Raw genomic sequence first — 14,516 nt, 5'->3', positions numbered from 1 at the left:
GTGTTTTTGTCAATTTGCTTGAAGGCTGATTTGATGAAATGTCTGTGAAGATTTTCTGACAACCTTGAAGAGTTAGTAAACTCTCCGGATTGTTCACCCATTAAGCGCCATTGGCTGATAAAACTGAATACTAGAGAAACCTAAATTTTGAGCCAAGGGGTTTATCTAAATCATGCCCACTCATCCCAAATAAAGCGGTAAATATTGTTGCCACAATTTAAATTTGGCTGACTCTACAGGGTTAACGACAAGGTTAAACCCTTCAGATTAATTGTTAGCAAATTAGAGAAAAATCTGTTTTTTCTCAGTTAATTTTCATGCAAGTTTGTAGGTAGATAAATTAGCTCTCCCTAAAGGGAGAGTTTTTTGTTTTTATGAACAATTTAACTTTACAAAAACTTTATAAAAAGTTCATTTAAACTTTATTGACCTCCGTAAAAATACAGTTATAGTTAAATTGTGGTCAGAAAAAAAAACAAAACAGACCTTAAAAGCACAGTCATTGGAAGTGATTTTTTGGAGACTACAACCTAGCCAAGATCCCCCAAATGGAGGCGGTGATGACCCCTTAGATACCAGCACTAAAGGTTTTATAAATACAACGCCATTGATTTTTTTAGTAAGGAGAAAAACAAATGAATCTGAACGGAACTCAAGCTCTTTTGTAACATTCGCCAGCAAAGTCCTCCTTGTCTTGTCCCAACCATAAAATAAAAAACCTACACCTGTCAGGATCTACAAGGGGGGCTAGGGGGGATCTCTTATTAAGTAAGAGTTTCAGTCTTAAGTTGACACTAAAATTGTGGAATAGACTTTACCATTGAATCGGGCGCACGTCTATGCGCCCCTACGGTTTCGGGGCGTAAGCTTAATTCATCAAGTTAGGTGTGCCACGCCACTACGTATAGCAACCTGGCATAACTGCATATCCCGGTAATGACTCAGAGATATAGAACAATGTACCTGGGATCAGTCACTGGATAATCCGATGCCGAACATAACCCAACTCGCCTCGAAAATAGACAAGGTAAAAGTCTATGCCGCTGGTGCAACTGTTAGCCGTATCGCCGACTTGCACCTAGAGAATGGAGAAACGCCAGAACAAGTAGAAATTTCGGGGCTTCCCCTGGCGCTGGATGATAGTAGTGTGCGAGTGCAGGTTGAAGGAAATGCCAGTCCGGTGATTCCTACCGATATTCGCATCAGTCTCGCGGTTCCCTCTCCCCCAGAAACCCCCAACTCCCCCGCCGAGGAACAACTGCGCCAAGCGAAAGCCGAAGTGAGGCTTCTTCAAGAGACGATTGCCCTAATTGATAACGAAATATCTGTCCTGAAACAGCTTCATGTACCCAATCAACCGGAAGCAGAACCGGGAAAAGCACCACCCCCTTCACCCCTAGCCGCCCGATTAGCGATCGCGAATTTTCAAGATGAGCAAATCCGTAGTCGCATTCAGGAACAACGGGAAATCCAAAACAGCTTACAGGAGGCAAAAACCCACTTAGACGAGTTATTACACAAACAGGAACTGGCGTCAACCGCCCAACAGGTGAAACCCCACGAATTGCGAAAAACCGTGATTATCAGCTTAAGTTATCCGCCAGAGGTGACGGTTTCCCAGCAACAGTTAATTGTCGAGTATTTCGTTCCCGGCGCACGCTGGACACCCACCTATTTATGTCGTTTAGATAGTAGCACCAATACCAGTGCGATCACGGTTCGGGCTTTTTTGTGTCAGCGAACCGGAGAAGATTGGTCTGGGGTTCGCTTGGAACTCTCAACCGCTAACCCGATGACTTGGTGTGAGTTACCAGAATTACCCTCACTGCGGTTAGGACGTACTCAGCCTGTCCCCAGAAAATCCGGTTGGCGTTTACCTCCCGTTGGTGCAACCACACTGTTTGCCGATTATGACCGCCAGAAGCAACAGGTGGTCACTAGACCAAGAGCCTTTACACAACCAGCGAGTAGAATCAACAGTTCATTCTACAATCTGGAACTGAATCTGATTAATCAATATCGGGATCAAAAACTGACACAGGAGAAAGCACAAGACGATCTGGATACTGAGCTTGAATGCCTCCTGTCCGATACCGATAAGGCTATCGAGTTTCATGACCTGTTTGATGAATCAGGAGACGAGTTTGCTGACCTTGACGCCATGCTGTCCAAGGCACTAGAAAAAACAGAATGCGACTTAGAGCTCTATAGTTTACTGGAAGACGCAGAATCAAGCTTACGCCATTCTTCTCCGGCGCAATACTTAAGAGGTAGAGATTATAAACCAAAAGAAACAGAATTTGAATTGGGTAAAACCTTGAATAAAGCTAGCAGTACCTCGGGAATGAACTTGGTGAATCTGAGTTACAATTTAATGCGACTTCCCGGCGCAGATGACCCCAATAAGCGAGGTAAATTACTGCTTCAAAACCAGCAGGAAGTCTATCTAGAACTCTTTAAGCAACAGCAGTTTGTGGTAACATTCAATGTCCTAGAAATCGTCGATCAGGCTATATCAAAATCCCGCCAATGTTTGTCTACCCCATTACCGCCTGGTGGGATATCAGTACGTGATACAGCAGGTTCCTTTGATTATGCCTATTCTGCCGATGGACGGGTGGATGTTCCCTCTGATGGACAATTTCATTCCGTCGCACTAACTAGCCAAAGTACCGATGTCAACCTGCGCTATGTTGTCGTTCCCCGTGAAGATACCAATGTTTTCCGAATTGCCCAACTGCGTAATCCTTTAGACGCTCCACTTTTAAGCGGTTCAGCTGATGTTTATGTTGATGGTGAGTATATTTTATCCACAACATTACCCACCGTACCCGCCAAGGGACAAGTTGAATTGGGTTTAGGCGTCGAACAAGGAATAAAAGTGGCTCGAAACACGACGTATCAGGAAAAACGTTCCAGTCAGTTATTAGTTGCGTTCAATGAACTCAATCACCACATTAAAATTGACATTGCTAATCGTTTAGCCAACGAAGCACGGATTGAGATCCGAGAACGTATCCCTGTACCCCAGGAAGGAGAAAAAGTTGATGTAGAACTTGGTAAAGTTTCCCCGCAATGGCATAAATATGAACAAGAAGAACGCGAACAACTCATTCGAGGTGGATATTGCTGGCGGATAAAAGTACCCAGTCAACAACAAGTCAAATTATCAGCACAGTACACCATTAAAACCTACGCCGATAGTGAAGTAATCGGTGGGAATCGGCGGGAATAGTTCGTTCGTAGTGAGGGAACCTCAGCCCTCTCCAGCTAAATGTTATAGCACTCTTCGTGCTTACTACAAACTACGCTATATCGATAAGTGCATATCCTGGTAATCACCCAGAGATATAGAACAATGTACCTGGGATCAGTCACTAGATAATCCGATGCCGAACATAACCCAACTCGCCTCGAAAATAGACAAAGTGAAAGTTTATGCCGCTGGTGCAACCGTTACCCGTATCGCCGACTTGCACCTAGAGAATGGAGAAACGCCAGAACAAGTAGAAATTTCGGGGCTTCCCCTGGCGCTGGATGATAGTAGTGTGCGAGTACAAGTTGAAGGGAATGCCAATCCAGTAATTCCTACCGATATTCGCATCAGTCTCGCGGTTCCCTCTCCCCCAGAAACCCCCAACTCCCCCGCCGAGGAACAACTGTGCCAAGCCAAAGCCGAAGTGAGGCGAATTCAAGAGACGATTGCTTTAATTGATAACGAAATCTCTGTCCTGAAAAAGCTTCATGTACCCAATCAACCGCAAGCCGAACCGGGAAAAGCACCACCCCCTTCACCCCTAGCCGCCCGATTAGCGATCGCGAATTTTCAAGATGAGCAAATCCGTAGTCGCATTCAGGAACGACGGGAAATCCAAAACAGCTTACAGGAGGCAAAAACCCACTTAGAGGAGTTATTACACAAACAGGAACTGGCGTCAACAGCCCAACAGGTGAAACCGCAGGAATTGCGAAAAACGGTAATTATCAGCTTAAGTTATCCGGCGGAGGTGACGGTTTCCCAGCAACAGTTAATTGTCGATTATTTCGTTCCTGGCGCACGCTGGACACCCACCTATTTATGCCGTTTAGATAGTAGCACCAATACCAGTGCGATCGCGGTTCGGGCTTTTTTGTGTCAGCGCACAGGAGAAGATTGGTCTGGGGTTCGCTTGGAACTCTCAACCGCTAACCCGATGATGTGGTGTGAGTTACCAGAATTACCCTCACTGCGGTTAGGACGTACTCAGCCTATCCCCAGAAAATCCGGTTGGCGTTTACCTCCCGTTGGTGCAACCACGCTGTTTGCCGATTATGACCGCCAGAAGCCGCAGAGAGTCACGGTATCTGAACAGTTCCAAAACCTTGAATTATCTTCAATTAATGTGTCATCAGTACAAGAGTTCAACTTAGGAGGCAAACAGACTGTAAGAGAAAATCTACAAAAGAATAGAACCTCAACACCAAGAGCCTTTACACAACCAGCGAGTAGAATTAACAGTCCATTCTACAATCGATTATTACAGTTAGGTTATGCTAAGGAACGGCAGATAGAACAAGCACAGATAGAAAGTCGTAAATCGGGACGATCTATAATCGATGTCATTGAATCAATTACTGGGCGTCAGTTACCACCCGACTTAATCCGCCAGTACAAGAAACAGCAACTGTTTGAACTCAAAACACTTTATGGTGTTGAATCTCTTGATCCAGAACTGAGTGAAATTTCCGGGCATCAAGTCAAGGAACTCATCGAAAGCCTAATTCCTATTGACATCTGTAGTCGCTATCGTTTAGTGCCGTTATCCAAAAATGAGGGTCAACCGCCATCAGTTCTGGTGGCAATGGTTGATCCGGATAATCTGGATGCCCAAGATGATCTCAACCGGATTCTCCGCCCTCAAGGAATTGGGTTGCGGCGGATGGTAATTACCCAAGAAGATTATCAGCATCTGATTAATCAATATCGGGATCAAAAACTGGCACAGGAGAAGAAAGAAGAAGCGGCTAAACAGACAGATATTAGTAAGGATTTGGAGAATCTAGACACCCTGTCCAATGAACCAGAAGAAACATATTCAATGTTAGGCGAAGTCTTGAATGAAGGGAGTGCAGGGATAATTAACTTGGTGAATCGTATTCTCATCAAAGCCCTACAACAGGGAGTCTGCGACATTCACATCGAACCCCAAGAAGAATATTTGCGGGTTCGTTTTCGTAAAGATGGCGTACTACAGCTAGCCTTTGATCTCTTACCGAGAAAGATTAAAAATGCCGTAGCTAATCGTGTCAAAATCATGGCAGATTTAGACATCAACAAACGTCTATTGCAAAGTGGTCAGTTTCAACGTCTGTTTCAGGGGCGTCTGGTCAATTGCTTCGTCGAAATCATCCCGGCTCGGTATGGGGAAAATATTTATCTGAGGGTGCAAGACTCAGCCTTGGGTTTCTCAAGGCTACAGGGTTGGATTAACAATGATCTACTGACTTACAATTTAATGCGACTTCCCGGCGCAGATGACCCCAATAAGCGAGGTAAATTACTGCTTCAAAACCAGCAGGAAGTCTATCTAGAACTCTTTAAGCAACAGCAGTTTGTGGTAACCTTCAATGTCCTAGAAATCGTCGATCAGGCTATATTAAAATCCCGCCAATGTTTGTCTACCCCATTACCGCCTGGTGGGATATCAGTACGTGATACAGCAGGTTCCTTTGATTATGCCTATTCTGCCGATGGACGGGTGGATGTTCCCTCTGATGGACTATTTCATTCCGTCGCACTAACGAACCAAAGTACCGATGTCAACCTGCGCTATGTTGTCGTTCCCCGTGAAGATACCAATGTCTTCCGAATTGCCCAACTGCGTAATCCCCTAGACGCCCCACTTTTAAGCGGTTCAGTTGATGTTTACATTGATGGTGAGTATATCTTATCCACAACATTACCCACCGTACCCACTAATGGACAAATTGAATTTGGGTTAGGCGTCGAACAAGGGATAAAAGTGGCTCGAAACACGACGTATCAGGAAAAACGTTCCAGTCAGTTATTAGTCGCCTTCAACGAACTGCGTCACCACCTTAAAATTGACATTGCTAACCGTTTAGCCAACGAAGCCCGGATTGAAATCCGAGAACGCATTCCCGTCCCCCGGGAAGGAGAAAAAGTTGACGTAGAACTTGGTAAAGTTTCCCCGCAATGGCAGAAATATGAACAAGAAGAACGCGGAAAACCCATTCAAGGTGGATATCGCTGGCGGATAAAAATCCCCGGTCAACAACAGGCAAAACTATCAGCACAGTACACCATTAAAACCTACGCCGATAACGAATTAATCGGTGGCAATCGACGGGAGTAAGTATTAAATATTAAATCTTATGCCTCCCCATCATTTAACCCCCTCTGCGCCCCTCTGCGAAACCCTCTGCGCCCCTCTGCGTTGAAAAAATATCCATAGATTTCCCATTAAACCGCCCAAAAAACCATGCCATCAATTACACCGAACCAAAACATTCAATCCCTAACCCTCGACGCCCCTGTCACCCTCGTTACCCTACTCGAAGACCGCGCCTTAGTGCAACGCAAGGGCAAAGCCAACCTAACATCAGGATTATGGCGCATCACCGTAGAAAATGTTGCCCCAGTGCTTTCCGATAAATCCCTGCGGGCAGAATTTGCAGAAAACTATAGCAATGCCAGAATTAATGATGTCCGCGTTCGTCGCCAGATGCTTCTCAAAAACGAAGAACGACCCAAAGACATCCAGCCATTGTACAACGAGTTGCGATCGCACCAGCATCACCTCGCCATGGTTTCAGAAGACTCTCACCATCAAACCTATTGCTTTAAACAAGTCAATACTATCTTAACCAAAGCCTTACAAGAATTACCCATTGATGCCGTTTGGGGACAAATTGACCCCAAAACCTGGCGGGAACAATTGCAAACCCTGTTTAAACAACTCCGGGAATTACAAACAGAAATCTTAACCAGTGAGGAACAGCAAGCACAACTCAGACAGCAAATTGATGACATAACCACTCGCCTTCAATCCCTATCGCGTCCCGATACAATTTACACCGCTAAAATTGAATCCGATGTAATGATTTCTGAAGCCAGAGACTATGAAATTACCTTCGATTATGTCGTTCCCAATGCCTTATGGCGTCCTTGGCATCAAGCCCGTTTGCTAGTCCCAACTAACGCTTCTTCATCACCAGCAACTCTATCCTTTCGGATGGATGGGTGTGTCTGGCAAAATACAGGGGAAGATTGGACGAATGTTGATTTAGTCTTTTCCACCGCCCGCGCATCTCTGGGGACTGAACCGCCTCTTTTAAGCGATGACAAATTAAATGTCAAAGAAAAATCGAAACAAATTATTCTTGAAACTCGAAATCAGCAAATTCAAACCACTGGACTGGGTACAGGTGTCACCACTCCGCAGAGAGAAACGACTAATTCAGTCAACTTACCTGGTGTTGATGATGGCGGCGAAGTCCGGACGCTTCGCCCTAACCAAAAAGCCACAATTCCCTCTGATGGTCGTCCCTATCGAGTGCCAATTTTCTCTTTTGAGTCTGAGGCTGAGATTGAATATATCTTGATGCCAGAACTCTCTTGTCAGGTTGTCCTCAAAAGCAAACAAATTAATTTATCAACCTGTCCCATTCTCGCTGGACCTGTGGACTTAGTACGTTCATCAGAATTTGTCGGCAAAACTGCCATTGGATTCATCGCCCCCGGAGAGAAATTTGCCTTGGGATGGGGTGCTGATGAAGCCATGCGGGTACAGCGTAGCCAAACGAAAAAACAAGAAAAAGACCATCTAACCCAGTGGAATCGAGTGATTACACAAACCCAGTTATTTCTCTCTAATATTGCGGCAGAACCGAGGGAGATTACCATAACCGAGCGGGTTCCGGTGTCAGAATTAGAGCAAGTCAGGGTGAAGGTTTTGACGAAAAAGACGACCAATGGAGTTCAACCCGATGATGATGGATTTTGTACCTGGAAATTGACCCTCGCACCCTACTCTCAAGATAAAGTCACGCTAGTTTATCAAGTGGCAACAGCGCCAGAGGTGAAAGGAGGCTTGTAGGAGTACGGCAATTCCCATCCGTGTCAACTTAAGGTGAATAGCACTGAAATTTGGGAACGCCAAAACCCTTGAGCTACCGTAGGGTGGGCATCGCCCACCAGCCTTAAGTCGAATGGTACTGACTTAAGGCTGAATGCCACTGACTTTAAAGTTTGTAGTCAGCGCTTTAGCGCTTCTGGCACGCTTCGTGCCTACTACGAACCCAGCTTAAGTCAGTGACATTCATCTTAACCCCCCTTAATCCCCCCTTGCTAAGGGGGGAAATGTTCCCTCCCCTTGGTAAGGGGAGGGTTAGGGTGGGGTAGAATCAAGGTATTGGGATTTTCCGCTTAAGTTGACACCAATGCCCCTACAACTCAAACCACTGGATTGGGTAATGGAGGATTTTTCGTTAATGATTCTAATAACCAATACGTGGTCATTTCCCCTTTCCCTTTAACAGGAATCTTTCCCCGTTGTTCAAAGCGATATTGCTCTTTTAAACAGGTATAGGTTGCTTCGGTGACTTGAATTTTACCCGGTAAACTTAATGATTCCATGCGAGAGGCAACATTAACCGCATCTCCCCATAAATCATAGATAAATTTTTTGGTGCCAATCACGCCTGCAACAACTGAACCCGTGTTTACACCAATGCGGATTTGTAGCTGTTCACCATAGCTTTCTTGAAAACGAGCGATCGCGTCTCGCATATCTAGCGCCATTTGCGCCACGGCTTGAGCATGATTGGCTTTATAGACGGGTAATCCACCGACAACCATATACGCATCGCCAATGGTTTTGATTTTTTCTAACCCATGTTGCTCGGTTAGTTGGTCAAAAATTGAGAAAATTTCATTGAGCAAATTAACCATTTCCGTGGGGTTTATCTTTGCCGATAATGGGGTAAAGCCGACAATATCCGCAAACAAAATCGTCACATCAGCGAATTGTTCGGCAATCGCCGTTTTCTCTTTTTTCAGACGTTCCACAATCGGAGCGGGTAAAATATTCAGTAATAATTCTTCAGAACGCTCTTGACTTTTTTTCAGGGCAATATCCGTAATTTGACGCTCTAATTCAGCTCCGGCTCTAGCGGCAAATATTTTTAAGACCAATTCCCGGGTTTCATCATTGAGCATGGGTTGAGTGTCTAGGACAGCAATATGACCAATTACATTTCCGATGGAATCAGTTAAAGGAATTCCCGCATAGCTTTCGGCTTTTAAGTCCACTAAATCTTGATCATCAGGGAAATGCGCGATAATATTGTCAGAATAGCAATAATATTTGTTATTTTGAATCACTTCCTGACAGGGTGTTCCCAGCAAGTCATATTCAATATTTTTGACAAATTCCTCGTCCAGCCAAAAGGCTAATGTGCGGACTCGCTTTTTTTTAAAATCTAGACATTCGGTAACAAACGCATAACGAACTGACAAAATTTCGGCAAGTTGGCGAACACAAGCGTTGAAAAACTCGCGCCCTGTTTTAGTGGCGGTTCCCTCAACAATCAGTTGTAAGGCTTCTTCGCGGCGTTTGCGATCGCTAATGTCCCGCATCACCGCTATAACGCTATCCTGGGAGAGGGGAGAAATCTTGGCAGAGAAGTCTGTTCTGCCGTTTTCTAACTGGAGACTATATTCAACTTCAATCGTTTCCTGGCGTTCTAATACGTTTTGAATCGTACTGTATACTAAATCGGCTTGGGATTGGGGTAAACTTTCATGGAGTGTCTTGCCTAAGGCTAGTTGAGAAGCTTGAGAGACCAACTCATGGTTGGGTGTGGCGATTTTCAGATAGCGCCCCTGGGAATCCAAGACTAACACCAGTTCAGTCATGGCGTGGAATAAGGCGCGAAGTTCTGCTTCTGATGTGGTTAAAGCCGTTTTAGTTTTTTGCAGTACGCCTACGGTTTTTTCCAGCTTTTTATTACGATGTTCGAGTTCACTTTGCAGGCGTTTAAGGTTTAATTGGGTTTGAATTCGGGCTAAAACTTCTTCCAGTTGAAAGGGTTTGGTGATATAATCAACACCACCATATTGAAAGGCTTTCACCTTGGTCTCAGTATCCGAAAACGCACTCAGGAAAATAATTGGGATAGAACTTGTTTTCGGATCAGCTTTGAGTTGTTCACAGACTTCATAGCCACTTAATCCGGGCATATTGATATCCAGGAGAATTAAGTCTGGGGGAAGCAGCCGAGCGGCTTTTAACGCCATTTCACCATTAATGGCTTTGCGGATTTGATAGTTGTAGTCTGATAAGAAATCTGATAAAAATTTAATGTTGTGGGGTTGGTCGTCAACAATGAGGATATCGGCGATGAATTTATTGTCATTGGTCATTGGTCAAAACACTGATTTCACGGATTTATTGGAGAGATTGGGGTGGGGAAGTGAAAGGTTAGTGACACTGATTTCACGGATTTAGAGGATATCGGCGATGAATTTATGGTCATTGGTCATTGGTCAAAACACTGATTTCACGGATTTATTGGAGAGATTGGGGTGGGGAAGTGAAAGGTTAGTGACACTGATTTCACGGATTTAGAGAATATCGGCGATGAATTTATGGTCATTGGTCATTGGTCAAAACACTGATTTCACGGATTTATTGGAGAGATTGGGGTGGGGAAGTGAAAGGTTAGTGACACTGATTTCACGGATTTAGAGGATATCGGCGATGAATTTGTTGTCATTGGTCATTTGTGATAATTGAATGGTGAGGTTGGGGCGGGTGTAGGGTGCGTTAGCGTTCGCGAAGCGTTCCCGCAGGGTAGCGTAACGCACCATTTCCAACTATCTCTAACAGTATTGGTTTACACTCTGACTTGGGCTGGGTTGAGTCAAGTTGATCAGTTGATCAAATTGATAGGTTTCCACTAACTCACTTAGTATCTCTATGAGTTGAGATTGTTCCTCCGGAATTTGACGAATTAGGCTTAAACATAGGGAATCATTACAAGAACTCGCCGCGTAGTGGAGTTGCTCAATCCATTCGGATGACATAATCGTGAGATCATTGGCATCTAGAGTATAATCATAATCCGATGGAGATACGCTGGCATCGGTAGCATCAGACACCGTTTCGGCTGTTGTGCTATTGGAATACTCCACCCCTAAATATTGACTGACAATTTCTAGAATTTCCTCCCGCTGAAACGGCTTGCTGATAAACGCATCACATCCGGCGGTTAAACATTCATCTCGCTTATGGGCAAACGCACTGGCGGTAATCGCAATAATCGGCGGAATCGTGGCACAATTCGACTGTTTAATCTGTCGAGTGGCTTGATAACCATCCATAATTGGCATGTGCATATCCATGAAAATCAGTTCAGGTTGCCATTGTTGCCAAAGCGCGATCGCGACTTGTCCATTCTCTGCCGATTGAACCTGAAAACCCACCTCTTTTAACAGCGTTACCAATAGCTGGCGGTTTACCAGATGATCTTCAACCACTAAAATTCGATAGGCGGGTTGTCCGGGAGCTAATCCCGTTACCTCCTGGAAATCAGAGGCTGGGGTATCGGGGATAGATTCTATTAATTCTACCTGAATTTGGAATTGAAAACAACTGCCTTGTCCCAGTTCACTTGTGACAGTAATTTCACCGCCCATCAATTGCACAAATTGCTGAGAAATCTTTAATCCTAACCCGGTTCCTTCGTAGGCATTTTGCCCAAGTTTTGTCTGCTTAAAGGCTTGAAATAGTTCATCCATGTCTTCTTTGGCAATTCCGGGTCCGGTGTCCGCTACTTTGAATCCCAGGTTCACGGTTTTACCCTGACGAACACCCGATACCTCTAGGCTGACTTGACCGTTTTCGGTGTATTTAATCGCGTTACTCAGCAAGTTAATTAAGACTTGACGCAATTTATGTTCATCGGTTCTAATCCATGGGGGAACGGTATCGTCTCGCTGAACCTTTAAGCGTAACCCTTTGGACTTTGCCTTGAGTTGGAACATGGAGTCCAGACGGCGCAAGAGTTGATGTAAATTACAGTCAGTTTCCGCTAAGGTTATCCGCCCCGCTTCAATTTTTGACATCTCTAAAACATCATTAATTAACTCCTGTAAATGTTCACCACTGTGATTAATAATTTCCATGTACCCTTGATGCTGGGCGGGTAAGGATTGATCGCGCTGCATGAGTTGCGTAAATCCTAAAATCGCATTCATGGGTGTGCGGAGTTCGTGACTCATATTGGATAAAAACTCACTTTTTGCCCGATTTGCCGCATCCGCTGCTTCTTTTGCCTGTTGGAGTTCGAGGGCTTGGTTTTGGGTTTGGGCAAAGAGTTCAGCCTGTTGAACGGCAACACCAAGCTGATTGCCAATTTGGGTAACAATTTGGACTTCTGCGGGTTGCCATTGTCGAGGATTACTGTTTTGATACACCCCTAAGAGTCCCCACAGTTTTTGACCGCAAAAAATGGGGGTGATGATGTAGGCTTGGGCTTGCATGCGTTTGAGCAAGTTGAGATAGCATTCGGAAAAGTTAGCTTGTTCAACATCAAAGACGCAGCAATAGGTGTTCTTTTGTCGATAGATTCCACCCTGTTTTTCTTGTAGATACGTGTCTTGAACCAAGCCATCTGCACTGGTTAATTGAGTGGCAAAACAGTGAGGATTAACCGTTGTGGTTTGGGCAAAGGTAGAGGATTTTTTACCGTCACGAAGTAAAGCCTGCCAACCGGAGGCAACGGATTCGGCAGCGATTGCCCCACTCCAATCGGGGTTAAATTCATAAATCAGAACGCGATCACAGTCAATGGCGTGTCGTAATTCAGCCGTTGTTGCCTTAAAGATGGCGTCTAAATCTAAGCTTTGGCGCATTTGCTGGATGACACGGTTAATTGTTTTTTCCCGCTGTGCCATCAATTTGATCGCGGCTTCGGCGGCAATCCGTTCTTGAATTTCAGTTTCTAAGGTGGCGTTGGTTGCCACTAATTCTGCGGTGCGTTCCTCAACCCGAAATTCTAAGGCTGCGTAGGCGCGATGTTTTTCGTCTTCTGCCCATTTCCGTTGCAATTCTGTGGCGGCGCGGGCGGTAAATACGTTCATCATCGTTTGATCTAAATTGGTGATGCACAAGGGTTTGACATCACAAATACCCAGCATCCCAATCACCTGTTGATTTCCGTCGAGTAAGGGAATCTCCACGCAATGTTTGGTATCTGTTGTATCAGGGAAAAGTTGCTGCCAATTGTTAGCTTCGTTACCACTCTGTTGAGTTGGGGGAATAATTTCACAGGTAGGCTGTAAATTGGAAATCTGACAGGATGTGATGCAACCACAAGCCAGACTGCGCCATCCTGGTTCGCGATCGCCGATTTTCTCAGCGACGACGACAGCAGGGACATGTAAAGATTTTGCCAGATTCTGCACCAAGGCGGCAAAAAAGTCTTCTCCGGTAACCGATGCTGTACCTGCAACAATGGCGCGTAGGGTTTCCTCGGTTTGGCGCCGTTGTGCCACTTGCTGCTGTAATTCCTGGTTAATCGCTTCTAATTGTTCCGGGGTGCGTAGGGCGAGGAATTGGGGCAGTAAATCGATTAATCGTAGCGCTGTATAACAAGATATCAGGGCAGTTAAAGCGCGTTCAAGTCCGGATATCCAGTAATCGGCATACCACAGTGTCCAAATATCAAACAGATGTCCGACACCACAGAAAATAATAAACGCCCCGAATAAAACAAAGACTCTAGAGAACGGAATATCTCGGCGTTGGCGGACAAAGTAAATTAGCATCGCCGGAATCGAGAAATACGCGATCGCAATCAGCGCATCACTGGCAACATGCAATCCCACCAAGGGAGTTTGCCACAGGTAACAATTCCCGTGGGGCATGTAGCTACGGGAGGATAAAATAGTTTGTAATGAGTCCAGCACAGTCTTCTTTTCCTAAAAAATTCTTTAAAGCAACGGTTTAATCCACCCTGGTTTGTCTTATCGTGCCATTATATCGGCTCACAATTGTAGCTGTGTCAGTCCATTGGTTAGGTGGATGGACATAAACCTAACTCTATTAAGTCTAGAAATCTGTGTAGGGGCGGGTTTAGGGACAACATTAATGGAGTAACCAATAACCTTTATACAAAACCCGCCCTGCCCCACCCTTTCACCCCGACATTTTTTATGTGCGATCGCGGTTGGGAATTTAATCAGTTTTGTTGTCCGGTTTTGGATTAATTGATTGCCTTGTGCTGGGGGAATGGGCGGGTTTTATTCTTAAGTTTAAGGTGAGGAGGGCGGGTTTTGTTGTTCCCTTATCGGTGGGGAGGGCGGGTTTTGTTCGACAGTTATCGGTGGGGAGGGCGGGTTTTGTTGTTCCCTTATCGGTGGGGAGGGCGGGTTTTGTTCGACAGTTATCGGTGACTAGCTGAATTGATTCCCTAAACCCGCCCCTACAATTGTCCCTAAACCCGCCCCT

General features: G+C 45.1%; 6 protein-coding genes. 4 read left to right on the top strand and 2 right to left on the bottom strand.

From position 1 onward, the window contains the following. The first annotated feature begins 988 nt into the window (after positions 1 to 988). The 3 genes from RIE73_RS30460 (at position 989) to RIE73_RS30450 (ending at position 8,099) form a co-directional block, all read left to right on the top strand. Entirely contained in the window at positions 989 to 3,235 is a 2,247-nt protein-coding gene (locus tag RIE73_RS30460; RefSeq protein ID WP_446404736.1) for a mucoidy inhibitor MuiA family protein, read from the top strand. 154 nt (positions 3,236 to 3,389) lie between these two features. Beyond that, positions 3,390 to 6,356 carry a mucoidy inhibitor MuiA family protein gene (locus RIE73_RS30455; protein WP_446404735.1) on the top strand — a complete coding sequence of 989 codons (2,967 nt, stop codon included), beginning with the start codon at positions 3,390 to 3,392 and terminating at the stop codon, positions 6,354 to 6,356. Positions 6,357 to 6,482: 126 nt separating this feature from the next. After that, positions 6,483 to 8,099 (top strand): mucoidy inhibitor MuiA family protein, encoded by a 1,617-nt coding sequence (locus tag RIE73_RS30450; RefSeq protein ID WP_446404734.1) that lies wholly within the window; start codon positions 6,483 to 6,485, stop codon positions 8,097 to 8,099. Positions 8,100 to 8,455: 356 nt separating this feature from the next. On the opposite strand, the gene RIE73_RS30445 is transcribed toward RIE73_RS30450, so the two are convergent. Continuing rightward, on the bottom strand, positions 8,456 to 10,426 hold the full coding sequence (locus RIE73_RS30445; RefSeq protein ID WP_446404733.1) for an adenylate/guanylate cyclase domain-containing protein: 1,971 nt from the start codon (positions 10,424 to 10,426) through the stop codon (positions 8,456 to 8,458). Between the two features lie 459 nt (positions 10,427 to 10,885). Then, a complete protein-coding gene (locus tag RIE73_RS30440) occupies positions 10,886 to 13,975 on the bottom strand; it encodes an ATP-binding protein (RefSeq protein ID WP_446404732.1) in 3,090 nt (1,029 codons plus the stop codon). Positions 13,976 to 14,286: 311 nt separating this feature from the next. On the opposite strand from RIE73_RS30440, the gene RIE73_RS30435 reads away from it, so the two are divergent. Further along, positions 14,287 to 14,469: a hypothetical protein gene (locus tag RIE73_RS30435; protein WP_446404731.1), complete on the top strand. Its 183-nt coding sequence runs from the start codon at positions 14,287 to 14,289 to the stop codon at positions 14,467 to 14,469. Positions 14,470 to 14,516 lie beyond the last annotated feature (47 nt).

Source organism: Coleofasciculus sp. C1-SOL-03 (assembly GCF_040220555.1).
In the GTDB taxonomy this organism is placed as follows: Bacteria; Cyanobacteriota; Cyanobacteriia; order Cyanobacteriales; family Coleofasciculaceae; genus Coleofasciculus.
This window is presented reverse-complemented; position numbering and strand designations above follow the sequence as displayed.

What these genes read in the sequence shown, in the direction of transcription:
- RIE73_RS30460 (WP_446404736.1), top strand. Translation starts at nt 989, where the DNA reads ATGCCGAACATAACCCAACTCGCCTCGAAAATAGACAAGGTAAAAGTC.
- RIE73_RS30455 (WP_446404735.1), top strand. Translation starts at nt 3,390, where the DNA reads ATGCCGAACATAACCCAACTCGCCTCGAAAATAGACAAAGTGAAAGTT.
- RIE73_RS30450 (WP_446404734.1), top strand. Translation starts at nt 6,483, where the DNA reads ATGCCATCAATTACACCGAACCAAAACATTCAATCCCTAACCCTCGAC.
- RIE73_RS30445 (WP_446404733.1), bottom strand. Translation starts at nt 10,426, where the DNA reads ATGACCAATGACAATAAATTCATCGCCGATATCCTCATTGTTGACGAC.